The sequence below is a fragment of the Saccharicrinis carchari genome (assembly GCF_900182605.1).
GTDB classification, from domain to species: domain Bacteria; phylum Bacteroidota; class Bacteroidia; order Bacteroidales; family Marinilabiliaceae; genus Saccharicrinis; species Saccharicrinis carchari.
The window spans coordinates 1206384-1231961 of sequence record NZ_FXTB01000001.1; the positions used below are offsets into that span (position 1 = coordinate 1206384).

Annotated in this window: 19 protein-coding genes; 10 read left to right on the plus strand and 9 right to left on the minus strand. The window is 41.4% G+C overall.

Annotated elements, in window-relative coordinates; genetic code table 11:
- Positions 1–167 precede the first annotated feature (167 nt).
- Together FN809_RS04330 and FN809_RS04335 are read left to right on the plus strand one after the other, a co-directional pair.
- Positions 168–1028, plus strand: a complete 861-nt coding sequence (locus FN809_RS04330) for a universal stress protein (RefSeq protein WP_142532220.1) — start codon at positions 168–170, stop codon at positions 1026–1028.
- Positions 1029–1048: 20 nt separating this feature from the next.
- A complete protein-coding gene (locus FN809_RS04335) occupies positions 1049–1369 on the plus strand; it encodes a hypothetical protein (protein WP_142532221.1) in 321 nt (106 codons plus the stop codon).
- Positions 1370–1439: 70 nt separating this feature from the next.
- Here FN809_RS04335 and FN809_RS04340 read toward each other — a convergent pair whose 3' ends face one another.
- Complete coding sequence (locus FN809_RS04340; protein ID WP_221929350.1) at positions 1440–2381, minus strand: mechanosensitive ion channel family protein; 942 nt, start codon at positions 2379–2381, stop codon at positions 1440–1442.
- Between the two features lie 144 nt (positions 2382–2525).
- Positions 2526–3332, minus strand: a complete 807-nt coding sequence (locus tag FN809_RS04345; protein WP_142532222.1) for an EFR1 family ferrodoxin — start codon at positions 3330–3332, stop codon at positions 2526–2528.
- Positions 3333–3477: 145 nt separating this feature from the next.
- Between FN809_RS04345 and FN809_RS04350 the strand changes: the two genes are divergently transcribed.
- Both FN809_RS04350 and nspC read left to right on the plus strand, forming a co-directional pair.
- Entirely contained in the window at positions 3478–4671 is a 1194-nt protein-coding gene (locus tag FN809_RS04350) for a saccharopine dehydrogenase family protein (protein ID WP_142532223.1), read from the plus strand.
- 267 nt (positions 4672–4938) lie between these two features.
- Positions 4939–6081 carry a carboxynorspermidine decarboxylase gene (nspC, locus tag FN809_RS04355; RefSeq protein WP_142532224.1) on the plus strand — a complete coding sequence of 381 codons (1143 nt, stop codon included), beginning with the start codon at positions 4939–4941 and terminating at the stop codon, positions 6079–6081.
- A 252-nt stretch (positions 6082–6333) separates the two neighbouring features.
- On the opposite strand, the gene FN809_RS04360 is transcribed toward nspC, so the two are convergent.
- The 3 genes from FN809_RS04360 to FN809_RS04370 all read right to left on the minus strand — a co-directional run bounded on the left by FN809_RS04360 (position 6334) and on the right by FN809_RS04370 (position 10230).
- Positions 6334–6981 carry an ERCC4 domain-containing protein gene (locus FN809_RS04360; protein WP_185957436.1) on the minus strand — a complete coding sequence of 216 codons (648 nt, stop codon included), beginning with the start codon at positions 6979–6981 and terminating at the stop codon, positions 6334–6336.
- Between the two features lie 308 nt (positions 6982–7289).
- Positions 7290–9707 carry a TonB-dependent receptor plug domain-containing protein gene (locus tag FN809_RS17955; protein WP_142532226.1) on the minus strand — a complete coding sequence of 806 codons (2418 nt, stop codon included), beginning with the start codon at positions 9705–9707 and terminating at the stop codon, positions 7290–7292.
- 19 nt (positions 9708–9726) lie between these two features.
- Entirely contained in the window at positions 9727–10230 is a 504-nt protein-coding gene (locus FN809_RS04370; RefSeq protein WP_142532227.1) for a YfiR family protein, read from the minus strand.
- Between the two features lie 641 nt (positions 10231–10871).
- On the opposite strand from FN809_RS04370, the gene FN809_RS04375 reads away from it, so the two are divergent.
- From FN809_RS04375 to FN809_RS04385, 3 genes are all read left to right on the plus strand, one after another.
- Positions 10872–12278, plus strand: coding sequence for a tryptophanase (locus FN809_RS04375; protein ID WP_142532228.1), 1407 nt, complete (start codon positions 10872–10874; stop codon positions 12276–12278).
- A gap of 334 nt (positions 12279–12612) precedes the next feature.
- Positions 12613–13419: a DUF4382 domain-containing protein gene (locus FN809_RS04380; RefSeq protein ID WP_142532229.1), complete on the plus strand. Its 807-nt coding sequence runs from the start codon at positions 12613–12615 to the stop codon at positions 13417–13419.
- Positions 13420–13555: 136 nt separating this feature from the next.
- Positions 13556–14962, plus strand: coding sequence for a PQQ-dependent sugar dehydrogenase (locus FN809_RS04385; protein ID WP_142532230.1), 1407 nt, complete (start codon positions 13556–13558; stop codon positions 14960–14962).
- 199 nt (positions 14963–15161) lie between these two features.
- On the opposite strand, the gene FN809_RS04390 is transcribed toward FN809_RS04385, so the two are convergent.
- Positions 15162–15662: a SixA phosphatase family protein gene (locus FN809_RS04390; RefSeq protein ID WP_142532231.1), complete on the minus strand. Its 501-nt coding sequence runs from the start codon at positions 15660–15662 to the stop codon at positions 15162–15164.
- 147 nt (positions 15663–15809) lie between these two features.
- On the opposite strand from FN809_RS04390, the gene FN809_RS04395 reads away from it, so the two are divergent.
- The 3 genes from FN809_RS04395 (at position 15810) to FN809_RS04405 (ending at position 18200) form a co-directional block, all read left to right on the plus strand.
- Entirely contained in the window at positions 15810–16325 is a 516-nt protein-coding gene (locus FN809_RS04395) for a metallophosphoesterase family protein (RefSeq protein WP_142532232.1), read from the plus strand.
- A gap of 481 nt (positions 16326–16806) precedes the next feature.
- Complete coding sequence (locus tag FN809_RS04400; protein ID WP_142532233.1) at positions 16807–17478, plus strand: FAD-binding oxidoreductase; 672 nt, start codon at positions 16807–16809, stop codon at positions 17476–17478.
- 107 nt (positions 17479–17585) lie between these two features.
- The gene (locus tag FN809_RS04405; protein ID WP_142532234.1) at positions 17586–18200 is read left to right on the plus strand and encodes an ankyrin repeat domain-containing protein; all 615 of its coding nucleotides are present in this window, start codon (positions 17586–17588) and stop codon (positions 18198–18200) included.
- A 201-nt stretch (positions 18201–18401) separates the two neighbouring features.
- On the opposite strand, the gene FN809_RS04410 is transcribed toward FN809_RS04405, so the two are convergent.
- From FN809_RS04410 to FN809_RS04420, 3 genes are all read right to left on the minus strand, one after another.
- Positions 18402–20411 (minus strand): AAA family ATPase, encoded by a 2010-nt coding sequence (locus tag FN809_RS04410; protein WP_142532235.1) that lies wholly within the window; start codon positions 20409–20411, stop codon positions 18402–18404.
- A 269-nt stretch (positions 20412–20680) separates the two neighbouring features.
- Complete coding sequence (locus tag FN809_RS04415; protein WP_185957437.1) at positions 20681–22789, minus strand: tetratricopeptide repeat protein; 2109 nt, start codon at positions 22787–22789, stop codon at positions 20681–20683.
- 410 nt (positions 22790–23199) lie between these two features.
- A complete protein-coding gene (locus FN809_RS04420; RefSeq protein ID WP_142532238.1) occupies positions 23200–25488 on the minus strand; it encodes a family 20 glycosylhydrolase in 2289 nt (762 codons plus the stop codon).
- Positions 25489–25578: the final 90 nt, after the last annotated feature.

Sequence of the window (25578 nt, forward strand, 5' to 3'; positions counted from 1 at the left end):
CATTATTCCTTTAATTTACACAATAGAACAAAACAGGCAATACTTTTAAAGAAGTTTTTTATAGTATAACAAGCTTTCAATCGGCTACTTGTATACAGTTAACCAATTCAGTGTACAATTAGGCACAAAGCTTGTAATTTTAACTATCGAACCTAAAAACAAAAGATATGAAAACGCTATTAGCCATTATTAATGAACCAAAAGAGTCAAAGGGATTTATACGATATGTTGCCCAAATGGCAACTAACTTAAAGGTTAATGTACATGTTTTATATGCCTACTCACGAGTAGAATATCCATTAAACGTTACCGCCAATAATATGGGTCAAGCTTCCCTGGAAATTCATAAAACCATGGAAGAATTTCTGGAAAACTCAAAAACAATTTTGCAACGCTATATGAACGAGCTAAGTGCTGAAGTCTCTAACAACGTATTTACCGGCATCACCGTTGAAATAGGAGGCACCGAAGTAAGTGCCGAAAAAGTAATAAACGACAAAAATATAGAAATGGCCGTTATCGAAAGTCGTGCGGAGGCAAGCTTCTGGTCGCAAACAAGCAGCAACATGGACTTAATTAGGGAGCTGAAATGCCCGGTATGGATTATCCCGAAAGGTGATGTTTATAGACCGATAAAAAATATTGTTTATGCCACTGATTATAACGAAGAAGATGTGAGCAACCTCTCAAAACTCATTCACCTTTTCCCACACCTAATGCCTAACATAACCGCCTTACACATTACAGATAGCGGCGATTTTAACAACAGGATAAAAAAAGCGGGTTTTAAAGAGATGATACAGGAAAAACTACCTTATGCTAATCTTATTGTTAAAGCGATACACCGTGAAAACGACGATGATGTAGCTCAACTGCTGGCTGATTTTGCAGAAACAAATCAGACCGATTTGGCTGTTGTGCTTAAACAAAATAAATCGTTTTTTGCACGTTTATTTAAGGAAAATCACACCAAAGAAATACTTGAAAAATCGGAAATCCCTGTGTTGGTGTTTCACGAAACGAAGTAAACTATTTAAAAATCAATATCATGGACAAGAATAAATTAATTGCCGAAACAAAACAAAGGATTGATGAAATCAATCGTAAGTTAAAAGAAATACAAGATGGCCTGAACGGGCAACACAACGATCCACTCCGCACAGTGGAAGAATCCACTTTAAAGGATCTGCATACACTGCGGGATGAACTGCAGGCGCAATATGTACGCTTATCATCGTCATCGGAAAAAATGGGACAGCGCGATTACGACCAGATGGAAAAAAATATCTACAACAGTTTACAATCGTTTAACGACGCTTTTACCAATGCCGGCTCTATATTTACACGCAGATTTAAACGACCAGAATAACCCAACACCGCACCTAAACATATTGGCAACAGGATGATGGTTATCCCATCAATAACAAACCGGTTCACAATCATTTTGAATCGGTTTTTGTGTGTTGCTGGTCGTGATTTTGTGCCATTATATCGGCCAAAGATTTCCCTCCTTTTATGCCAAAATCGATGGTGCGAATAGGGAATGTAATGGTGATATCGTTTTCGTCAAAAGCCTTTTTTATATTCTTTATTCCTTGGCTCAAGGCAGCTAAATACTCCAGGAAATTATGTGGCGAATAAATTACCCAGTACCTAACGGTAAAAACAATGGCACTATCCCCAAACTCCTTAAAATATAAATCTACCGGTTTTACTTTTTTCAAATTCGATAACTTTTTTATTGCTGTCAAGGCCACCTCTTCTACCTTTTCCAGGTCGTCGCCGTACGAAACACCTACATCCAGATCTACTCTGCGTTCCCCATTGATGCTATAATGTGTATATTTCTCCTGCACAATCAAACGATTCGGTATAATAACATCCTGCCCCTGAAAAGTTTTAACAGTGGTGGCACGTAAACCTATTTTCTTAACCGCCCCATGCGCATCCTGATATTTGATAATATCATTCATATTAATGGGACTTTTAATAGCCAGGTAAATACCTGCTATAAAGTTGGCCGCAATATCTTTAAAAGCAAAACCCAAGGCGAGTCCAACAATACCTAACCCGGCCAACAAAGAAGTTACGGTTTTATCCAGGTTTAATATACGCAGGGCAATAAAAAATCCAAAGGCAAAAACAACCATCACGGCCACCGTTGAAGTAAGCCTGTTGATGGCTTCGTTTTTGGTGATGCGACGCATAACTTTGTACACGAAACGGCGAATTAACTTTGCCACAAGTGCCGTTGCTAACATTACCAAAGTAGCTACAACAAAGTTGGGCAGCATGGAAACAAAGGTGTCTACCCAGCTTTTAACTTTATCTATCACCAAATCAACACTTACCTGAAAATTACTCGTTATTTCATCAAACATAGGCCTCTATATTTCGTTTTTGAATTCACACTTTTTAGTTTGGGTACTCCTGGGTTCGACTAATCACGCACAGCACCATCACAAATGTAAAAACTTAAACATTCCTCTTTTCCGTTGCTCAATTTACTGAAATATTATCTCAAGCTAAAAAAAACATGCAGGTTCTTTGCGTGCCTGGCAATGCGTAGTTAACATCTCCACAAAATTATCTATCCATTCGTTTTTAAATACCCGGGCCTGTGTAGGGCATCTTTTAACGCAAGCGCAGCACCAAATGCATTCCTCTTTTTTGGTTAGCACCTCCGCACTAACCGTAATGGCATCAGCAGGACATACCTCGCCACAAATGCCGCACAGTATGCAATCATCCACAAGGGTTTCGGGCGATAATAAGGGTATGGCCGGATGTTCCTTAAACGGATAATTTCCCGGCAAACGACTTCTGTGGAGCATTTTATAAGAGGTAGATTCCTGTATCTTTATTTTGATTTCCCGGGCAAAGCTGCGGCATTGTTCCATATCCTCCTTGTCGGGTCGCTGATGAGCTATCGGGTTTTCCTCCGAGGAGTAGGAATGCTCGCCAATAAAAGCAGCGGCTGCCATCACCTTAAAACCGCATCCTGTAACCATGTCGTTCAGTTCGAGAAGGGCATCATCGAAATGTCGATTTCCATAAACGACCACCGGCACAGCAAGCGAACCGTCGGACTGCAGCTTTTGTAGTTTTTCGGCCACCAAAAGGGGTACCCGTCCCCTATAAACAGGAACACCGATAATACTTAAACTATCCCTTTCAATTTTATGCTGAAAAAGGTCGCTTTCTTCGTCAGCCAGGTTGTGTTCCACTGTCCTTTTCCATTCCAGGTTTCGGCCTATTGCCTTAACAATTTTTTTTGTGTTTCCTGTGGCCGAAAAATAAATCAAATTTACCTTTGATAGGGAGGTTTCCATGCTATACTAAAATTTAGTATGGCAAAATTAAGAGAACAAACCGGAAAGCCATAAAAAACCATATCCCCCGCTTTCCAAATTTCAATTTTTAATCTTTCTTTGCTAACTTAAGCGATTAATCTAAAACATATATTTTTTATTTAGGATGGGAAAAGTATTGATAATTGGAGCCGGAGGCGTAGGCACGGTGGTAGCCACCAAAATGGCCGGGCTGCCCGAAGTTTTTACAGAAATAATGTTGGCCAGTCGTACAAAGAGCAAGTGCGATGCCATTGCCGAAAAAATAGGTGGCAATAAAATTAAAACTGCAAAAGTTGATGCCGACAATGTGCCCGAATTAGTTGAACTGATAAAGTCGTTTGGTCCGGATTTGCTTGTAAACGTTGCCTTGCCTTACCAGGATTTACACATTATGGACGCTTGTTTGGAAGCCGGCGTATCCTATTTAGATACGGCCAATTATGAGCCTTTGGACGAAGCCAAATATGAATACAAATGGCAATGGGCCTATCAGGATAAATTTAAAAAAGCAGGATTGACTGCCATATTAGGATGCGGTTTCGACCCTGGAGTAACAAGTGTTTTTACGGCCTATGCCGCCAAACACCATTTTGATGAGATACATTACCTGGATATTGTAGACTGCAACGGGGGTGATCATGGTAAAGCCTTTGCCACTAATTTTAATCCGGAGATAAACATCCGCGAGGTAACCCAAAAAGGTAAATATTGGCAGGATGGCCAATGGGTGGAGTCTGAGCCGCATGAAATACACAAGCCATTAACCTATCCCAACATTGGCAGCCGCGAATCGTATCTCATTTATCACGAGGAACTGGAGTCGCTGGTAAAAAACTTCCCTACGCTTAAAAGAGCACGCTTTTGGATGACTTTTGGGCAAGAGTACCTTACCCACTTAAGGGTAATACAAAACATTGGAATGGCCGGAATAAAACCCATCCTATACGAAGGAAAGGAAATTGTACCTATCCAATTTTTGAAAGCAGTATTACCCGACCCGGGCGAACTGGGCGAAAATTATACGGGCGGAACATCCATTGGCTGCAGGATAAGAGGCATAAAGGACGGTGTGGAACGCACCTATTATGTTTATAATAATTGCAGCCATCAGGTGGCCTACGAAGAAACCGGAGCACAAGGTGTGAGCTATACCACAGGTGTACCCGCAACCATTGGTGCAATGATGTATTTGCAAGGTTTGTGGAAAAAGCCGGGTGTGTTTAATGTGGAAGAGTTTAACCCGGATCCATTTATGGAACAACTCAACAAACTAGGGCTGCCTTGGGTAGAAGAGTTTAACGTAGATTTGGAGTTATAGAGTCAAAATGTACAGGAGCATTTCATTTAAATATTTTTTTTAAATCACCCTTTAACCTTGTTTGCTTTTAGCAGACAGGGTTAAATACACACCAGATGCGAAAGAGATTATTTAAAAACCATTGAATTACAGATGTTTTAAAGTTAATACAGTCAATAATTTGCATCCTCGTATTTAATATACGTTGTGCATATTAAGACAGATTTGCCTTTATCTTTCCTTATTTAAACTCTTATCAATTAATCTTTTATCAAATAGTCGTAAAAAATGTCCATCAATTATACGCATATCCCCTCCCCTTGTTTTGTGCTGAATGAAGATCTGTTACGCAAAAACCTTGCATTAATAAAGTCAGTGAAGGACAGCACGGGGGTTGAGATTATACTTGCCTTTAAATCCTTTGCCATGTGGGGTGCTTTTCCTGTTATCAGGGAATATATTCCTTCGGCCACCGCCAGCTCCCTTAATGAAGCACAGCTGGCCTTTGAGGAAATGGGAAGTAAAGCACACACCTATGCCCCGGCATATACCGATGGTGATTTTGATAAAATTTTACCGTATAGCAGCCATATTACCTTTAACTCAATAGGTCAGTTTCAGAGGTTTAAATGCAAAGTACTTAAACATCCGGAGGCTATTTCGATGGGTCTGCGCATCAACCCCGAACACTCCACTGTAAAAACGGATTTATACAACCCGGGCATACCCGGATCCAGATTGGGCATCCCATCTTCCGAAATGCCTGAACTATTACCTGATGGTATCGAGGGTTTGCATTTTCATTCCTTGTGCGAATCCAACTCATACCACCTGGAAAAAACCCTAGAGGCAGTAGAGCAAAAGTTCGGTCAATTTCTGCCGCAGATAAAATGGCTGAACATGGGTGGCGGACACCTGATGACACACAAAGATTACGATATAGATCATTTGATAAGCGTACTGAAAGCTTTTAAAGACAAATGGGGTTTGCACCTTATACTTGAGCCCGGCAGCGCTTTCAATTGGGGAACAGGCGTTTTGGCAAGCACCGTAATCGACATCGTTAGTAACCACGGTATTAAAACCGCCATGCTCGATGTGTCCTTTGCCGCGCACATGCCCGATTGTCTTGAAATGCCTTATCAACCGACTATTGTAAACGCCAGTATCGGTGCCATCAAAAATAAGCATGTGTATAAAATGGGAGGCAACAGCTGCTTGGCCGGAGATGTTATGGGCGATTATTCCTTTGAGAAGGAACTACAAGTGGGCAACCGCATTGTGTTCGAGGATATGATTCATTACACCATGGTTAAAACCACCATGTTTAACGGCGTTACACATCCCTCTATAGGTATTTGGAGTAACAAAAAAGGCTTTACTTTATTGCGCGAATTTGGGTATATCGACTTTAAAAATCGTTTGGGATAAAGAGAAATGGGATGACATAATACCGCCTACTCATCCCAAATAGACCTAGGGATCCGAAGTTAAATCGGTGGGTAAAATGCCAAGCACCTATTCCAAGCGTGTCGATTACATGGCTGTACACAAACAAGGGCCAAGAACCACCAATAGTACAAACCCTCTACACAACACGGCAAACCATGCTGCCCAAAACCATACCTAGATTAGCGTTTTGATATCGACAGACAGCATAAAGCTTATGAATAATAATAGGTACTACTCCCCCGATCGGATAAACTGCCATATCCGCATCGCTTTATTTTTACCTATTCCGGATACCTGTGCCAGTTCAACTTCGCTGGCAGACATTATCCTATCTATGCCTTTAAAGTGTTTCATCAGTGCATTGGCCAGTTTTGGCCCTATCAAGGGTAATCCCTGTAAAAAATAAAGTTGCTGCTTTTGAAGTGTCTTTGGTTTGTAACCATACCGTTGAACCATGAAGGTATCTTTGGGGTTTTGTTCTGCAATCCGCATAATCATATTAGCCGTATCGCTATTATTAGCCGAATAATTAATGGGTATCTGCCACGATAGCGAAACCGACAGCAAAGCGCCTCTAATAGCTTCTCGCGAAACATTATGAACGGTATGGTAAGGGTTTCCTTCGATGAGCAAACTAGTTACATAGCCACTTTTTTGTAATAATACACATTGTTTGAATAAGCGGCCTTGCATCAAGGAAAGCACAAAATCATCTTTCGATTTCCGTTCTACAATGATACTGTCATTGACGATATAATCTCCCGCTTTTAAACTTGTCAACTGCACATCGCATCCCAACTGGCATAACAGATCAGGTATCCCGGAACGCTCCTCGCGGTAATCGACAACGATGGTTGGTATGTTAACTTGTTTACCCACACTTAAATATAACAATAATTAGCTTATGGCACTATTAAATAACGGTTTACTGTCAAATACCTTCCGTAATATATTGATCATTAAAATAGTAGAGGTTCGGGCACATAGCAACCCCCCTTAACAAAGGGAGTAATTCATAGACCTGGCCGATTAATTTTGTTTTAGCGGGATGGACTGTATGCATTGACCATGGAAGGAGGATGACCAGGAAGTGTTCTTCTTCTCTATCGAAAAGATGCGGTAAAAAAAAGAGACTGCCTTATTCAGGAGCAGCCTCTTTGTAGGACATTCATCTCATTTCTCTCAATTTAAAAACTCACATTAAATCCGGCAAAGTATAAACTTCCAATGTTATCCATAAAAATATATTCTTGTTTGTCGTTATTTAATATGTTTCTGCCATTGACAAACAAGTTAACTTTATCGTTAACCTTGTAACTCACTTTAGCATTCAATAAAAACTTGGCCTCCATAGATCCGGTATAATTTAAATTGCCAAGGGCGAGTCTTGACTCTTGCGCATCGTACATGGTATATAAATTATACTTGTCGTAGTAGTATGCTTGCGCGTTAACACTTAATTTAGCAGTTGGTTTATAGGTTAAAGCTACACTACCCCAGAATGAAGGTATAGCTTCGTTATCCACATCATCCTTAAATGTGCTTGGATCAGGCTGAATAGCAGAGCTATAACTTGGTTGGGGAGGAATATTCGAGCCCATCGTTCCACCCGATTGAACGTACGTGATATATTGCATAATATCGTCGGTCATACCTGGTATATAGGCATTACCTTGCCTATTCGCGATATCAAACATGTTGGCATCCTGGAAGTTGTCCACTGTTGATTTTTGATAGGTCATGTGAGCCTTCAGGATTAGCTTCTCGGACAACACCATATCAGCACTAATGCTCAACCCATATTGTTTACTTTTTAAATCAAGTGGCCTATACGATTCATACACTGACGTTACCGGGGCAATAGTTGTTGGATCAGAATATACAACTGTTCTCATACTGTCCGGCATCAAAGCACTATAATCTTTCGCTTTATTATAAAATGCTTCGATGTCAATAAGTATTTTTCTTGTGGGTCGTGTTCTAAAACCAATTTCCAGCATGTCCATAGTCATCATAGACGGATCCGGGTTTCCCATAAAATGAATATACTCCGGCGAGCTCAATCCTTCACTACTCCAAATATATGAGCTATAGGCATCAACAACAAATGTACTTTGGTTGGCACGGGAATATACGGCTCTTAACAAGTTGTTTTCATTTATTTTATAGGATGATATGAACTGATAGGAAGGTATTATTTTATCTGGCACCTCATATTTTTCGGCTCTCAAAGCCGCCACCAACCTTATTTTTTCAGTTGGGTTATAGTCCAGTCTTCCACTAACCGCATAATTTCTTAACGCTTCCCTTCCATTAACAAATCCTTGGCCAATGAAATCGATATGTTCCCTATCGTCATAATATACAGACTGGTAACTAAGCCCCGGACGAAAACTAAACTTGTCCCATTTAAATAAATAATCCAAATGTACATTGTACTGTTCGGTATCTTGCTTCCATCCTTTTATACCTTTAGATAAATCCTGCTCAATATTGTTAAGACTTGCCTGTAAATTAAATCCGTATATCTTACCGGCCAGGTTTATAAAATACCCTTGCGCATTACGCACGTTGTAAGGCGTTGGGGTGTCGCCTATGGTAGAGGTCATGGCTTCCGATTCCAAATAGCCTCCGCTCAGGTTAAAGTTGAGCTTAGTGTTTGCGGCAAAATAGATATATGCATTTACCCCCATTTTCTCCTTGGCTCTGTTTGGTTCTTCTATCATTTCATATATATCTTCGGAACTCCATCCCTCAGCTATTCTGCGTTGCTGATAATCTGCCAATGAAAGGAACTTATCATCGTATAGTGCGTACACCTCATCCGTATTTCTGTCACGTTGTTCGTATGAGGTGGAAAAGCCTGCAGATATTTTATCGTTCAATTTCTTGCTGATGCTAAAATCACCAATATAGGTTGATTGTGTTCCTCCCTGAAAATTGGCGGAAACAAGTGGAGTGTCTTGGGTAATATCTTTAGTAATCAGGTTAATTACACCATTAACTGCATTGGGACCGTATAGTGCGCTGGATGGTCCGCGTACCACTTCAATCCTATCGAGTTCTCCAAGGCTTACGGGTAATGTTTCCCATAGTATACCACCCATACCATAATTGAACACCGGACGGCCATCAATCATCACAAGGGTTGTCGTATTTTCGGCATACAATAGCACATTGTTCATGGGCATGTTCTGCCCACCTCTGATGTGTACATCATAATTACCGTTGGTTTTTTCCCTTACAATAACGCCGGGCACAAGGCGCAATGCCTCTTCAATGGAGGTAGCTCCGGATGCATTGATCTCATCGTAGGTAAGTACGGTGGTAGATAACGGCGAGTCAAATACGCTTTCGGCAGATTTGGATGCAGAAGTAACATCTTTATTCAAAAGTAGTTCATACAAATCTTCCATTGAAGAAGCACCTACTAACTCCATTAGTTTTATTACGTCGGCAAGATCGTAGGACAAGAGGTCATCCATACTCATCTCAAGGACTTCTTCTCGGGTTATTAGGTCAATATTTTTGGGGGATTGTTGTGCTGCCCCTGACAAGGCAATTAACCCAAATAAAAATACGATAATATATTTTTTCTGTAACATGATATTATTTTTTTGTAGTTTAGTTAATTTCGATACCGAGTGATATAAGTTTTGGGTCTACATTGAGCCCGTGAGAAGTAATATTAGACTTTTTAATCTCAAATTTTAATTTACCTCCCTGCATAACATAATTAATGCCGGCGCCCCTTGCACAATAGTTTGTATTTTCGGTGATAATCAATGTAGGTTTGCCCTTGAAATACGAGGTCAACTGCTTCATATTACCCGAGGCTTTGCCGGAGAGAAATATAATATTGGCATTGGGTACCTCCGACGGGCTGCTGACATGCCTTACAACAATAATTTTGTTGTTTACCTTACGGCTCGAGGCCAGCTTATTGAGTTCTTCAATGATTGGGTCGTTTCCGTAAACACCAATTATAAACTCCCTTTCTGTGTCTTGGTTTGGCCATTCGATGTATTTGGCAAAGTTAAACATAAACAATGCTTTAAACATCGGTTCCTGACCATTAAGCGATAGTGATAACACAATCATAAACGCTGTGATCAATGGTTTTTTCATTACTTTTGGGTTTGATTTTTTTTAACTTGTAAATTAATATGCTCTTATTCGCATTATCGAATCTATGGTTCCAAACATTTTATATTTGGTTTTTTTAAGTTACTTCGTTTATTGATCCCAAATAAGCATGTTGCATGGAGTTTAAAATAGGACCTACCACACTTAACCTATTTATCATCGCTGTTTTTGTTGATCTTTTGATCTGATATGGCAATGGTTCAACTTTAATAAGAAAAAAGTTTCCTGTTTATTTTTATAATTTTCTTATTTACACGAACAGTTTACTTTTTGTGTCGAATGATTCATCGTTGGGGATTTTTTTCCAGATAGCTTTTAGGGGCTACTCTATGCCTCTACAACAGATTTGTTGTATCAACCCAATGTTTGATTATTATGATTTTGTATATTTGTACAAAACCATTTAATTAAAAGGTTTGAAAAACACACTCACCATATTATCCGTATTAACTTACCGTTTGTTCCTTAACATTAAAAACAGGGACTCTTTTTGTTTGTAATTCTTTCTATTTTTTGTTGCTGATGCATTTTATTCCAAAGCTGATGCTATCTTGTTTTTTATGTCTCGATGTTTCCGGGGCAAATATTACTATACAATAGTATAATCATCAAAAAGAATTACCATGGAATTGCCATTTTCAGAATCCTATAAAATAAAGATGGTGGAGCCCATCCGAAAAAGCTCCAAAGAAGAACGCCAGCGCTGGATAAAAGAGGCAGGCTATAACTTGTTCAACCTTAAGAGTGAGCAGGTTTTTATTGATTTGTTAACAGATAGTGGCACAGGGGCCATGAGCGACCGTCAATGGGCTTCGATGATGATGGGCGACGAGAGTTATGCGGGTGCTACATCCTACTATAACTTAAAGCACGCTGTCAAAAATATATTGGGTTTCGAGTATATGCTACCCACCCACCAGGGACGAGCCGCCGAAAACGTACTATTCTCCGCTCTGATTTCCGAAGGCGACGTAATACCCGGCAATACCCACTTCGACACCACCAAAGGACATATCGAATTCCGTAAAGCCACCGCTATAGACTGCACCATTAACGAGGCCTTCGACACCACGGCACAGCATCCTTTTAAGGGAAATGTTGACTTAAATAAGCTGGAATCTGTTTACCTGAAATACCCCAAAGAGCGTATCCCCGCAACTATTGTAACTGTTACCTGCAACTCGGCAGGTGGCCAGCCGGTTTCGATGGAAAACCTACGCGAGGTATATGAACTAAGTAAAAAGTATGGCATCCGGGTTATCTTCGATTCGGCTCGCTTTGCCGAAAATGCTTATTTCATAAAGACACGCGAGCCAGGGTATGCATCAAAAACAATCAAACAGATAGTGGCAGAGATGTTTACCCATGCCGACGGTATGACCATGAGTAGTAAAAAAGACGGCATTGTAAATATGGGCGGTTTTATTGCTTTGAAGGAAGAAGCCCTTTTTAAAAAAGCCGCTCAGTTCAACATTATTTACGAGGGTTATATAACTTACGGAGGAATGAGTGGCCGCGATATGAATGCCCTGGCTCAAGGCCTCGACGAAGGAACGGAATTCGATTATCTGGAAACCAGGATTAAGCAGGTTGCCTATTTGGGGCAGAAACTAAAGGGTTTTGGCGTACCCGTTCAGGAACCATTTGGCGGGCATGCTATTTTTGTGGATGCCAAACGCTTTCTGCCACATCTGCCCAAGGAGCAGTTTGTTGCACAAACATTGGCCGTAGAGCTGTACAAAGAGGCCGGTGCGCGCGCCGTGGAGATTGGCGCCCTGCTTGCCGATCGTGATCCAATCACCCGCAAAAACAGGTACCCGAAATTGGAACTGCTGCGCCTGGCCATACCGCGCCGCGTATATACCAATAATCATATGGATGTAATCGCCGCAGCACTTAAAAATGTGTACCATAGAAGGTCGGAAATTAAAACAGGCTATAAAATTATTGACGAAGCTCCTATCCTTCGCCATTTTACGGTACAACTTACTCCATATCAACAAAACGTAGTCAGGTCAACAGATCGATAGCTGCATTTATTTTTAGATGATGGCTATGGGGCAGTAACTTCTGGACAGCTTACCGTGTACTTGTACTGCTAGCTCCCCATTGCTAATTGTTTATTTATCGTGCTTTGCTACCATGCTGTATACGGATTGCCGCATTCGCGTTAAAAATACGCTTGAATAAGTTGAGGTGATATTGAATGAAATGAAGCCCTATTGCCATTTATCTGCATCATTTCGGGTTCGCTTCGTTCCGACTACTCACAGCCGACCGAACAAGGTGTTTTTTATTGTGTAACAATCATATCTATAATTGTACGTTAATAACGTATAACAACACAACGTAAAATTTTAAATTATGAAACACATTTCTTTTAGTGTTCTTATTGGGGCATTGTTTTTATTAGCATCATGCTCCAATGGAGATGAAGTTGATAATAAGTCCTTTGAGAATGCCCAACTAAGCATTAGGTTAACCGATGCGCCGGCAAACTACGATGAGATATTAATTGATATTCGGGAGGTTCGCGTCCATTTTGCCGGCAAAGGTGAAGAAGGAGGCTGGCAAACACTGAGTGGTATAAATGCCGGCGTGTACAATCTGCTAGACTATACTAATGGCGCGGATACACTTATAGCAGAACACGAGTTTCCCGCCGGAATTATTTCGCAAATAAGACTGTTATTGGGGGAAAACAACCGGATAAAAAAAGATGGGGTTTATTACGATATCATGACTCCATCAGCGCAGCAATCCGGTTTAAAACTCAAAGTACATGCCGATTTAACAAGGGGTGTTGCCTATCGTTTGTGGCTCGACTTTGATGCAGGCAGGTCTATCGTGGAAAAAGGAAATGGGAGCTATTCGCTAAAACCTGTTATCCGTGTATTTACAGAGGCGGCAAGTGGTGCTATTCAAGGTGTGATTACACCCGTAGAGGCACGGCCTTACATTCATGCGGTATCTGCACAAAAGGATACTTTCTCGACCTATGCTGATGGAGAAACAGGTTTTTTTATGATTAAGGCTCTGCCCAAAGGCAGCTATAAAGTTGAGTTTAATACTACAGCCGGGTATCAGGCAAAGAGCATTAAAGATGTTGAGGTTGAAACCAGTAGAGTAACAGATATGGGCTCTATTGTAATTGAAAAAATAATGCAATAATAACCATGCTATTATTAATTTACATCGGGAGAGGTTTTGCCAACCTCTCTTTTTTTATCCTTTTTTTCTTACTCTGCTTTTCTTAACTTGCAAACCATAAGGCTAAAATAGTGTTTTATCTCACAAAAACTTTTCTATGAAATATCTTGTTGTAATCATCGGAATCCTGTTTTACAACCTGGCCGTATCGTGCCAAAGCACTAACGACACATCAAAAAACATGGAAGTACAAGAACGTGCCGAAGCCAATTTCAAAAACTATTGTGTGGGCTGCCATAATGTTCATAAGTCATCATTTATAGATCGCACCTGGATTTTCGGGGATAAACGCGATGATATTTTTAAGGTTATAAAACAAGGTAAAGTAGAGCACGGCATGCCTGGTTTTGCTGGTGGCTTAAGCGATGATGTCATCTACGAATTGACCGATTACATCATGGAATTAAAGGTGATGCCTCCTTTGGGCGACAATGCCGATGCCCATGCGCCAATTGTAGTAAGCGAAAATCAAAAGTTTAGGGTGGATACTATTGTGTCGGGGCTGGACGTGCCCTGGGGACTGGAGTTTTTACCCAATGGCGATTTGTTGATATCCGAACGCAGTGGCGAATTGCTTCGATTTACGAAAGATAAAAAACTGGAAAAAATAACCGGACTGCCTCCTATAAAAGCTGCCGGGCAAGGCGGATTGCTCGATTTGGAGCTACACCCTCAATACGCCGAAAACGGCTGGCTCTATTTCGCTTATTCCTCACCCAACGAAGTAAATAGCAAATTAGCCAACACGGCCGTGATGCGAGCCCGTCTTAATGGAAATACCCTGGTGGATAAAGAGCGTATCTTTAAAGCCACACCCGAAAGTGATAAACGGCATCATTATGGCTGTAAACTGGAATTCGACCGTGAGGGCTACCTGTATTTTTCGGTAGGCGACAGGGGCAACCGCGACCGCAACCCACAGGCACTGGATAACGATTGCGGTAAGATACATCGTATCCATGATGATGGACGCATTCCTGATGACAATCCCTTTGCAGATACCGAAGGTGCCATGCCGTCTATTTATTCTTACGGCCATCGTAATCCGCAAGGCGTGTGCATGCACCCCGAAACAGGCCGTATTTGGTCCGACGAACACGGCCCCAAGGGAGGCGACGAGATTAACCTGATAGAAGCCGGAAAAAACTATGGCTGGCCCGTTATTTCATTCGGCATCAATTACAATGGAACCATCTTTACCAAAGACACCGCCAAGGTGGGCATGGAACAACCCATATTGTATTGGGTGCCTTCTATCGCGCCATGCGGTATGACCTTTGTCAAAGGCGATCGCTATCCCAATTGGAAAAACGATATCCTCACCGGCTCCCTGCGTTTTGAATATTTACATCGCTGTGTTTTGGAAGGTGATAAGGTAATTCATCAGGAAAAGTTATTACAGGGCATTGGCAGGGTACGCAACGTAGAAATGAGCCCGGACGGTTTTGTTTATGTAGCCATCGAAAATCCCGGCAAAATTCTAAAACTGATTCCTATAGACTAAGGCATTGAAACGAAATAGCATGGCTGATTTTTGTTATCCCAATCCAATACTTCCGGCAGGCAGTTGCACCAGATGAGCTTTGCCAAAATGGATGTACGGTTCCGTTAAATTAAACTCGGAATGTATTGCGCAGCTCGTTACGGAACGCTGTTTAAAGTAAAGGTTGGTGCGTAATTTGGCGTTGTACTTTTTCCACTAATTATTTGAACATACTCGGATAAATGTGCAGCTCCATTGTACCCGAGCGAGCTTCTACATCCTTCCAGCTGCTTACCTCGAACCCAATTACTGTAGCACAAGCTGTGGGAAAGTGCCATAAGTCTTCTTCTACCAAATTTACGGCAAGCCCCGCAATATCCGGATTGTGTCCAAAAATAATGATGGTTTCATAATCCTCGCCGTACTTACCTATAAAACTGAGCATCTGAGAGGTAGTGTAACCATCATAAATAAACTGCTCATACTGTATTTTATCTTTGGGGTAATCCAAAAGCCCAGCAAATAATTGCGCCGTTTGCTCTGCCCGTTTGGCCCTGCTACTAATAAACAAATCGGGCAAATAGCCCTTTGCTTTTAATTGGCCGGCAATAATTCCAGAATCTTTATGACCTCGCGGCAATAGCTTACGGTCAAAGTCGGATTTGCTATAATCATACAGCTGTTCTGTTTTGGCGTGGCGCACTAATATTAGTTTTTTCATTTTTTTGCGTATCAAGAGCCAGGCAGTCAGCACTTAAGCCTGTACTGCCCATGCCGGAATAAAAGTGATAAAACTTTCGCATCAAAAGTTAATGTGCTTTCTTTTGCCCAAATTACACTATTTTAGCTAAAAATAAAAACAACACGAATGACACGCATTGGCCTTTTATCAGACACACACTCCTATTTTGATCCTCGCTTTAACGAATTATTTGCCCATTGCGACGAAATATGGCATGCCGGCGATATTGGCGACATGCAAGTATTGAACGACATGCGCGCTCTAAAACCCACCCGTGCCGTGTACGGCAACATCGATGATTCCCGCATACGCGCCGAACTTAAGGAAACCCTGCGTTTTACCTGCGATGGCGTAGATGTATGGATTACACATATTGGGGGCTATCCCAATAAATACGCTCCAGCCGTTAAGACCCTGATATATAATAAACCACCCCAATTGTTTATTGCAGGCCACTCCCACATATTAAAGGTTATTTACGATAAAAAAATAAACTGTTTGCACATCAACCCCGGTGCTGCCGGTCGATCGGGTTTCCATTCTGTACGCACTGCAGTCCGCTTTACCTTAGATAATGGTGAGATAAAAGATTTAGAGATTATTGAACTCAATAAATCAGAAATAGCGAACACATACCCCTGAACATCCATCTCAAAACATGCAGCAAACCTTATTTTATAATTAAACCAGGGCGCTGCATCACTTTCTTTTGTATTGAAAAAAAGGATCTGTAGGAGCGGTCTGTAATTTAACAAAGGTTGTACACTGAAGCCTAAATTGAGGTTGTCTCAAAAGTGTTTTTTTTAACATTTAAACTTACAGATTGCAAGTGAGGTCAGCTCACGATCCCCATCCCACCTCCTCTGGCGGCGTACTTCCCCTTGTTCTCAGGAACAAAGGGAAGAGCCATTTACATGGTACTTGCAATTTGTAAGTTACGTCTAAATATTTTTGACTTTTGAGACAGCCCCAAAGCCCTTCCGAACTTGTATTCGGAAAGCTTACCGTATCACCTCACTATCAGGTTTTTATATTTTAAACAACCAACTAAGTATTTGAATATTTTATAAACAACTAAGTAGGTTGATTGTTATATATAACAAAAAACAAAAAAGGATATTTTATGGCAACACATACGGTGCGAATCAAATCCATAGAAAAGGTAACCCACGACGTGCTACGGATTGTAAGCGACAAACCATCGCAATACAAATTTGAGCCCGGACAGGCTACAAGTGTGGCAATAAACAAGCCGGATTGGAAAAGTAAAAAAAGACCTTTCACTTTCACTTCTCTTCCGGGTGACGACCATTTAGAGTTTATCATTAAAATTTATCCTCAGCATAAGGGCGTTACCAATGCGTTGCTTCAGCTGAGTACCCACGACGAATTACTTATCGAAGATCCGTGGGGATCAATCAACTACAAGGGCGAAGGTGTATTTATTGCCGGCGGTGCAGGGATTACACCATTTATTTCCATTTTTAAACACCTAAAAGCCCAAAACGAGCTAGCAAATAACCAACTCATTTTTGCGAATAAAACAAAAGCCGACATCATTCATGCAGCTGAATTCGAAAAAATGTTAGGCGATAACTTTATTAATATTTTATCAGACGAAAAAACAGACCAGTATGCGCATGGGTTTATTACAGAACATTTTATAAAAAAATCAATTACTGATTTGGGCAAATACTTTTATGTATGTGGGCCTCCGAAAATGATGAAAGCAGTCGAGGATATATTGAACAACTTAAAAGTAGAAAAAGAGCACATTATTAAAGAAGAGTTTTGAGCTCCGCTATTTAATTAAATCAGTTTTTAAAAAACCATACCAAAATCGCACATATCTAAGGCTAATAATATTAATTTTACCATCCTAAACGTAGCGAACAGACCACAATGAACAAATCTCTTTTTATTAGCGCACTTACCTTGATGGTATTTGTTGCATTCGCATGCCATACCACAACAAAAAAGGCGGAAAGCAGCAAAAATAACGATGCAGTGCCAGCGGCAACTAACAAAGCCCAAACAACTTTTAACCAGAATCAAATAATGCAAGCTGCATTAGCAGGTAAGCACAACATTGTTGAGGATGCCTTACACAATGGCTTAGATGTAAATGCAACCGACACCAACAAACGTACGCTATTAATGCTGGCGGCATTTAACGGACACACCCACCTGGTAGAAATGCTGGTTGCCAAAGGAGCCGATGTAAACCTGCGCGACACCATAGACAGAACGGCGCTGATGTTTGCCTCTACCGGGCCGTTTGCGCCAACGGTGCTAGCCTTATTGCAGGCAGGAGCCCAACCAAATCTGACAGATGCACAGGAAAATTGGACGGCCGCCATGATGGCCGCCGCCGAAGGACAGCTTGAAGTACTTAAAATACTGGTAGCAAATGGGGCAGATTTAAATATGGTGGATATCGATGGTGAATCGTCATTGGATTTTGCCAAGGCCAACGGACACAGCCATGTGGCAGATTATATTGCTTCGCGGATGTAATAAAACCCATTCAGCGGCTATAAAAAAATGTCAAATACTGCATTACGCTTACCCGGAAAATACTCAGGGCGCTCTGGCTGTTTTTTATGTCAATATCTTCTAAGCAACCTTTACGGGTTTATTTGGTTTCCGCTTCCATTAATTAACCGAACTTACTTTTTTTGGCCAAATCCAAACATAGGGTATAATCTGTAAATTGTCCTACTCCTCCTCAAAACCAAGGTTGGCAGAGATATTACGATAACGTTCGGCTTCTTCCGCCTCACCCATTTTATCGCACACCTGAGCCAAATAATAATACGATTCCGCATGATCATCCTTCAGGTTGATGGCCTTTTTAAGATCGTTGTATGCTCCGTTATTATTTTTTAAGAGCAAACGGGTACGTCCCCGGTTATAATAAACCTTAAAGGTGCGCGGCTTTAGCTTGCGAGCCAGCGAATAGTCGGCCTCTGCCCCATCTAAGTCATTTGTTTCCACCTTTAGTCCGGCACGTTTAAACAGCGCATCAAAAAAATCGGGATTCAACAATATAGCCTTGTTTAGGTTGGCAATAGCTGCTGATTTATCCTTAGCTTTTACCAAACATTCGTTGGCCATCAAAAAATATTCACGGGCAAATTCGCCCAGTTGCTTGTTTCTTTTCTTTTCTCTGCATTCGAGTGTTTGTATTTTTTTGCGTAATTTAGGTATCACTTGTAACTGGCGGGCAATAAAACGCAGCACATGCGGTTTTGTTAGGTCGTTACGTTTGGCAACTGCCAATCCCAGTTCCTGCATCGCAAAACCAAAGTCATCCTTTTTAAATGCTGCCAACGCATTTTTGTAGCTGTCGTCGGCACGGGCTGACTCCAAGCTTTCTTTAATTTGTAATTTATTGTTGCTTCGGCGCGAAAAATCTACACATTCGCGCTTTACAATAACATCCCGGGCTGTTACTTGCGATTTCATGATAATACCCTCTAAGGAGCGACAACGGCTCAGTGCCACATAAAGTTGCCCGCCTGCAAAAGCGCCACCCGTAAAGTCTATCATCACCTTATCAAAGGTAAGCCCCTGACTTTTATGCACAGTAATGGCCCAGGCCAGTTTTAAAGGATATTGCTGATACGAACCTATTTCGTCTTCGATAATCCGATTGTTTTTTTCATCGTATTTATACCTGACGTTGCGCCATAACTCTTTTTCTACCAGGTAAAGCTCATCATTTTCAAGACGCACATAAATACCTTCCTCATTTATTTCATCTATCCTGCCCAAACTGCCATTAAACCATCTTCGTTCGGGCGAGTCGTTTTTTATGAACATCACCTGGGCGTTTTCCTTTAGTACCAACTCCCGCGGTGTAGGTAAAGCCGATTCGGGAAACTCCCCCATCACCTGTCCCTCAAATACAATCTCCTCTCCTTCCAACTCACTCAGCTTATGATCGTTAATATAGTCCACCGTATTGCGACGGGTTGCCAGCGTAATAAAAAGCTCATCCAGCGGCGCATTGTATGCCCGCTTATAACGTCGGTTAATAGTGGCCATATCATCTTGCCTTAGCGCATTCACCCTTATGCGATCCAACAAATTAACAAACTCGGGATTATTTTGACGATACACTTTTTTCAGCTCAATTTGCACCATGGGCAAATGACGAAATACTCTTGCCGAAAAGAAAAACGGGGTTTGATAAAAACGTTTTAAAATGGCCCACTCCTCTCCTTTTACCACGGGTTCCAATTGAAAAATATCGCCCACCATTAACAGCTGCTTTCCGCCAAATGGCACTTGCATATTGCCCGAGAACACCCGTAGCACGCGATCGATAAAATCGAGGATATCCACCCGTAGCATTGAAACCTCATCAATGATGAGTAGTTCTAACTCTTTAATTAGTTTTTGATGGTTTTTTCGATATTTTAAAAAATCGTAGATACGGCCGTCTTTGGTACTCAGATCCGGATCGTCAGGCAGCAAGGGTCGAAAAGGAATTTTAAAAAAGGAATGCATGGTTTGTCCGCCTGCATTAATGGCGGCAATACCCGTTGGAGCTACCACCACATATTTTTTTTGGGTTTGAGCACAAATATATTTTAAAAAGGTACTTTTTCCGGTACCTGCCTTTCCGGTTAAAAATACGGATCGTCGGGTATATTGAATCAGTTTAAGCGCATCCTGAAACTCATCATTATCCGTATCGATATGTTGCAACCATTCATCCATCCCTCGTTGATTCTGCCTTTGTGTTTTTTATGTATTTCGTTATTCGACTGGTAAATTCCTGTAATCGCCATATGCCTGAAGCACTGTTCTATTTATCAATCAATACAATTTTAACTGCTTACGGTGTGTTGATATGTTAATGTGTTAATGTGCTAATGTGCTGATGTGCTTACCGTCAAGCGTAAAAACCACTTTTCCCGTTTGTCAACAGGTAAGCCTCCAACTAATTACCGTTCACTGATTACCGTTCACTGATTACTGTTCACTGATTACTGCTCATTATTTTCGTCCTTAATTACGCGTTGCATCCCATAACGTTTAATCACATTATAGGCTTTGTACATGCCCAACTCTCCGGCTTTGCTTAAATCCAATGTACCTAATTCATCTTGTTTCAGATAGATTCGCGTGAGTCCTCTGTTAAAATAAGCTTCGGCAAAAAACGGATTTAATTCGATGGCCTTGTCAAAGTTAGTTATGGCTCCTTCATAATCTTTGCGGATACATTGCACGATGCCGAGGTTGTAATAAGCAAACTCATAATCGGGATCCAACTCCAGTACTTTTTGCAGGTCGCGTTCTATTAACTCATAATCCAGGCGTTTTTTTATAATTTCGTCCTCTTTATTTTTTTGATCCTTATTAAGGGACGAAGTCAAAGGTTTCGAAATCAAACTCGATGGAAGTTCCTCTTCGTCAAAGGTCTGCATCATTTCCACCATTTTATACCTCACATAAGCGCGATTAAAATAGGCAAAAAGTGCCAAACCATTATCCCGGGTGTTTTCTACAATAAAATCGTATTCATTTATCGCACTGGTATAATTAAGCACCACACCGTACAATATAGCCCGGATAAAGCGTAATTCGTTATCATCCGGTGTTTGTTGCAGTTCGCTGCCAATATCTTTAATGGTAGAAAAATATTCCAAGGACTTGGTTCCGTCTGTTTCGGCTTCTCTGTTAGAGAAAACCAGTGGTCTTCCAAACTTTTTACGCTGATTAAACTGTGTTACTTCCGGTTTAAAATACCGGGTACGATTTACCAGAGAATCAACCGAAAAGAAGGTAAGCCCATAAACAGACTCCAGATCAATTATAATATTTCGATTTTGTATTTTACCTCTCAAATTGTCTATTTCCTCCACCTCTGTTTCTTCGATACCAAAGTCGTCCAGCACCGCTATTTTATCGTGATTGCTAATGTCATCGTCCTTTTCGCTCCGCGTTTCTTTAGGCTTATTCCCTTCCTTACCCTTCTGCTGTTTCTCGCCTTTTTTACGCTGGTCCTGCTCCAGTTTATAAGCCATATTATAATCCCGGCCTGCCGCCACATTGTTATTTAGACCGCTATAAGCCTGGGCGCGTGCCATATAGGCATCAGGATAATCGGGATAACGATCGACAATCAGGTTCAGGTCCGATATGGCTTCGCGATATTGTCCTACCTTAATATAAAGTAAGGAGCGGTTAAACAAGGTGAGTAAATCACCTGGATTGAGCGCCAGCACTCTGGAAAAATCGTCAATGGCATTATTCACATCGCCCACTTCCACGCGTAATATACCCCGGTTGGCATAGGCCATGGTATTTTTGGGGTCCAGCTCAATCACCTGGTCAAAATCGCTCATGGTACCCATCAGGTTATCCATCTGATAACGGATTACCCCCCGCAACATATAATAACCCGCATCGCGTCGGTTTAGTGCTATCGCTTCATTTATCCTGTCCAGGGCTTTATCAAAATCGTTGGTTTCGTAATAAATAATAGCACTAAAGCGATACGCATCAGCTACCAGGGGATTCACCTCTATGGCCTCATCCATATCCCGCACCGCTCCAATCGTATCATTTAAATGAAGTTTAGCGATAGCCCTATTGATATAGGCTCCATATTGGGCATTATCTATTTTAAGCACCGCGGTAAAGTCATCCACACTTTTTTGGTATTCTTTGGTATTCATATAAACCAGCCCCCGGTTAAAAAAGATGCCCTCGTCCTGTGGACTCAGCTCCAACCCTTTGGCATAATCGACCAACGACGCCTCGTAAGAACCGAACTTGCTACGGATATCGCCCCTGAAACGGTAAAAACTGGCATGGAAAGGATTGATACTGATGGCCTTATTCATATCTTTTTCCGCCCCTTTTAGGTCATCCAAACTATACTTGGCAAAGGCTCTTAAATAATATGGTTCGGCCAGGTATGGTTTAACACGAATTACTTTATTAAAGTAGGATATGGCCAGCACGTAATCCTCAAAATAAAGGGCGTTTCTGCCAATGATAAGAACCCTGTCTGTATCGATTTGAGCTTTGGTGTGAGAAGCCATGCCCAGTAAAAAAAGAATATGAAGAAAATAAAATATCTTTCGCATAAATAACATACTCGGCACCATGGATCACCACCCACCATTTTTTTAATCGAACAAATATAATAAGATTAAAGGATTCAACTAAAACTGTACCAAAATTTTGCCCTAAGCTTAGCAGAATATGGTACATAAACAAGGGTTCTAAAAGCAGAAGCAATGTAAGAATTATCGGACGATCTTTTTTGCTCATTTTTTATAATAGAACCTCCCCAGAAGAGAGGTTCTTGCTCCCATTATCAAGAATCAACAGCTTAGATTTTTTTCTTTAATTAATAAAATAAATGTGTTGCACCTTTGCTAAAATACATAGTGGATAAATTGACGTAAAAAAAAGGAGAAGCCAAATGGCACAAAGGCCATTCAATTTCTCCTTTAAAAAATTACTATCGCTTTAACCTTACGGTCGAAACTATTTAGTAGCTGTACATATCGCCGGCAGCTGTTGTAAACTTCTCGTCGCCTTGCTTTTTAAAGCGAACTATCGGTCCATTCCATGCCTGTGGCCATCCACCAATAATATTGTTGAGGAACACCATCTTAACAGGATGCTTTCCGGCAGCAAGTGCTATGGTAGCGTTATTTCGCGAAAAGCGTTTCACCTCTCCATCGTTGTTAACCAGTAATTTATCGCCGATAAAAAACTGATCCACATCAGTAGCAAACTCATAAATACCGTCAGCGGGTATATCAAGATAACCGGTAATTATAGCAGCCGAGGTATGGTCATCGGCGAAGATACCTTTAAAGTTGGCGTTTTTAACCACTGATTCTTTCCAACTCTTCACATCTTTTAATTCGTCTACCTTGATGTAAGTACCCTCAGCAAGCTTCATTTTAAGCCCTTTACCTGTGGTTTTAACATCCGCAGCAGGTAATAACTCCTGTTTCTCCACTTTGATAGTACGTACGTCGCTCATTCTACCTGTTTTCATGACCGAACGGATTTTAACCGTTGCGTTTTCATTAAAGGTTAAAGGAGTTGTATACTCCTTAGAATCGGCGTTGGGTTCGCTACCGTCTAGTGTATACACCATTTTAATGGGACGGGTAGTGGTAAACTCCAGGGTAGCCTGATCGGTAAAGGCCATTACGTTAACCGGACCTTCGGGAAGGGGAATATGATAATTGACATTATGCTTGTCGAGACGCACAAACTGCTTATCCATACGCTTCAGAAAGTCGTCATAACTTTTATTGGCTACTTCTGTCCAGCCTACTTCGGCCAGGGCAATAATACGAGGATATATCCTATACTCGAATAAATCGGACTCATACATATATTCCGACCATACGTTTCCTTGCGTTCCCAGTACATGCTTGGCCTTTTCGGGACTCAATGATTGGGGTACCGGATCGTATCCGTAGGATTCTTCGAGGGTTGTGTAACCGCCAATGGCCACGGGCTCTACTTTGCTACTGCCCTGATAATGGTCCAAATAAACCCAGTTTCCGGGTGTCATTACCACATCATGACCTTGCTCGGCGGCTGTAATACCCCCTTCTTCGCCACGCCACGACATTACAACAGCCGACCCGGCCAAACCACCTTCAAGTATCTCGTCCCAGCCAACCATAATACGGTCGTGAGCCAGTAATACTTTTTCCATGCGCTTGATAAAATAACTCTGTAGTTCGTGCTCGTTGGCCAAGCCTTCCTTACGTATCCTGCGCTGACAATCCGGACATTTTTCCCAACGATCCTTTGGGCATTCGTCGCCACCGATATGAAAATACTTGTAAGGGAAAAGAGGCACCACCTCATCAATCACATCTTCGAGAAACTCAAACACCTCTTCTTTTCCGGCGCAATATACATCGGGTTCAACGCCCCATATGTTACGTACTTTAAAAGGACCACCTGTACATGATAAGTGTGGGTATGCTGTAAGGGCAGCCAAGGCATGCCCGGGAAGTTCAATTTCAGGTACTACGTTAATAAAACGCTTTTGGGCATATGCCACAATCTCTTTGACTTCTTCCTGTGTATAAAAACCACCATACTCATGACCTTCACCCTCAATGCGGGTAGCCCCTAATGTGGTCAATTTAGGATACTTTTTTATTTCGATACGCCAACCCTGATCTTCGGTCAGATGCCAGTGAAAGGTATTCATTTTAAAGAGAGCCATTACGTCGAGTTGTTTTTTTATAAACTCCACGGGCACAAAATGACGGCACACGTCCAGGTGCATTCCACGCCAAACAAAGCGGGGGTCGTCGTTTATTTGTACGTAGGGCATGTACCACTCCACATTGCTAACTTTTGTAGGGCTCTCCAATTCGGGTGGTAATAACTGCAACACAGTCATCAATCCATAAAAAGCACCACGTTCGGTTGAAGCCACAATGGTAGCCCCCTGTTCTGTAACGCTCAACGCATAGGCTTCGTCGCCTTTGTTGGCAGCCGGATCCAGCTCGATAGCAATAAAGTTTTTAGCGGGTTTTTCAGCGCTTACCGTGAGCTCAAAACCCGCCGCATTTTTAAAACGTGCGTTAATTAGTGCAGCCGCTTCTTTCAGGTTTTCATTATCCGGCACCACAAAAGTTGTTTTGGCAGTTACGGTAAAAAAACCATCTTGCTGTGTCACCTCATTGGGTTGTGGCACAATAGACAGTTCCTTTGTTTTCGCCTTTTTCTCGGCGCACGATACCAATGCAAACACAGCCATGGCAACGAGAATTAAATTTTTGTACATCTTCATAAATACTTATTTAAAAGTTATTGTTGGTTTTCTTCATCAAAAGATGAATTCTATTTCAATCATTGTTAAACTGTAAAAATGAGCATTAAC

What these genes read in the sequence shown, in the direction of transcription:
- FN809_RS04330 (WP_142532220.1), top strand. Translation starts at nt 168, where the DNA reads ATGAAAACGCTATTAGCCATTATTAATGAACCAAAAGAGTCAAAGGGA.
- FN809_RS04335 (WP_142532221.1), top strand. Translation starts at nt 1,049, where the DNA reads ATGGACAAGAATAAATTAATTGCCGAAACAAAACAAAGGATTGATGAA.
- FN809_RS04340 (WP_221929350.1), bottom strand. Translation starts at nt 2,381, where the DNA reads ATGTTTGATGAAATAACGAGTAATTTTCAGGTAAGTGTTGATTTGGTG.
- FN809_RS04345 (WP_142532222.1), bottom strand. Translation starts at nt 3,332, where the DNA reads ATGGAAACCTCCCTATCAAAGGTAAATTTGATTTATTTTTCGGCCACA.
- FN809_RS04350 (WP_142532223.1), top strand. Translation starts at nt 3,478, where the DNA reads ATGGGAAAAGTATTGATAATTGGAGCCGGAGGCGTAGGCACGGTGGTA.
- nspC (WP_142532224.1), top strand. Translation starts at nt 4,939, where the DNA reads ATGTCCATCAATTATACGCATATCCCCTCCCCTTGTTTTGTGCTGAAT.
- FN809_RS17955 (WP_142532226.1), bottom strand. Translation starts at nt 9,707, where the DNA reads ATGTTACAGAAAAAATATATTATCGTATTTTTATTTGGGTTAATTGCC.
- FN809_RS04370 (WP_142532227.1), bottom strand. Translation starts at nt 10,230, where the DNA reads ATGAAAAAACCATTGATCACAGCGTTTATGATTGTGTTATCACTATCG.
- FN809_RS04375 (WP_142532228.1), top strand. Translation starts at nt 10,872, where the DNA reads ATGGAATTGCCATTTTCAGAATCCTATAAAATAAAGATGGTGGAGCCC.
- FN809_RS04380 (WP_142532229.1), top strand. Translation starts at nt 12,613, where the DNA reads ATGAAACACATTTCTTTTAGTGTTCTTATTGGGGCATTGTTTTTATTA.
- FN809_RS04385 (WP_142532230.1), top strand. Translation starts at nt 13,556, where the DNA reads ATGAAATATCTTGTTGTAATCATCGGAATCCTGTTTTACAACCTGGCC.
- FN809_RS04390 (WP_142532231.1), bottom strand. Translation starts at nt 15,662, where the DNA reads ATGAAAAAACTAATATTAGTGCGCCACGCCAAAACAGAACAGCTGTAT.
- FN809_RS04395 (WP_142532232.1), top strand. Translation starts at nt 15,810, where the DNA reads ATGACACGCATTGGCCTTTTATCAGACACACACTCCTATTTTGATCCT.
- FN809_RS04400 (WP_142532233.1), top strand. Translation starts at nt 16,807, where the DNA reads ATGGCAACACATACGGTGCGAATCAAATCCATAGAAAAGGTAACCCAC.
- FN809_RS04405 (WP_142532234.1), top strand. Translation starts at nt 17,586, where the DNA reads ATGAACAAATCTCTTTTTATTAGCGCACTTACCTTGATGGTATTTGTT.
- FN809_RS04410 (WP_142532235.1), bottom strand. Translation starts at nt 20,411, where the DNA reads ATGGATGAATGGTTGCAACATATCGATACGGATAATGATGAGTTTCAG.
- FN809_RS04415 (WP_185957437.1), bottom strand. Translation starts at nt 22,789, where the DNA reads ATGCGAAAGATATTTTATTTTCTTCATATTCTTTTTTTACTGGGCATG.
- FN809_RS04420 (WP_142532238.1), bottom strand. Translation starts at nt 25,488, where the DNA reads ATGAAGATGTACAAAAATTTAATTCTCGTTGCCATGGCTGTGTTTGCA.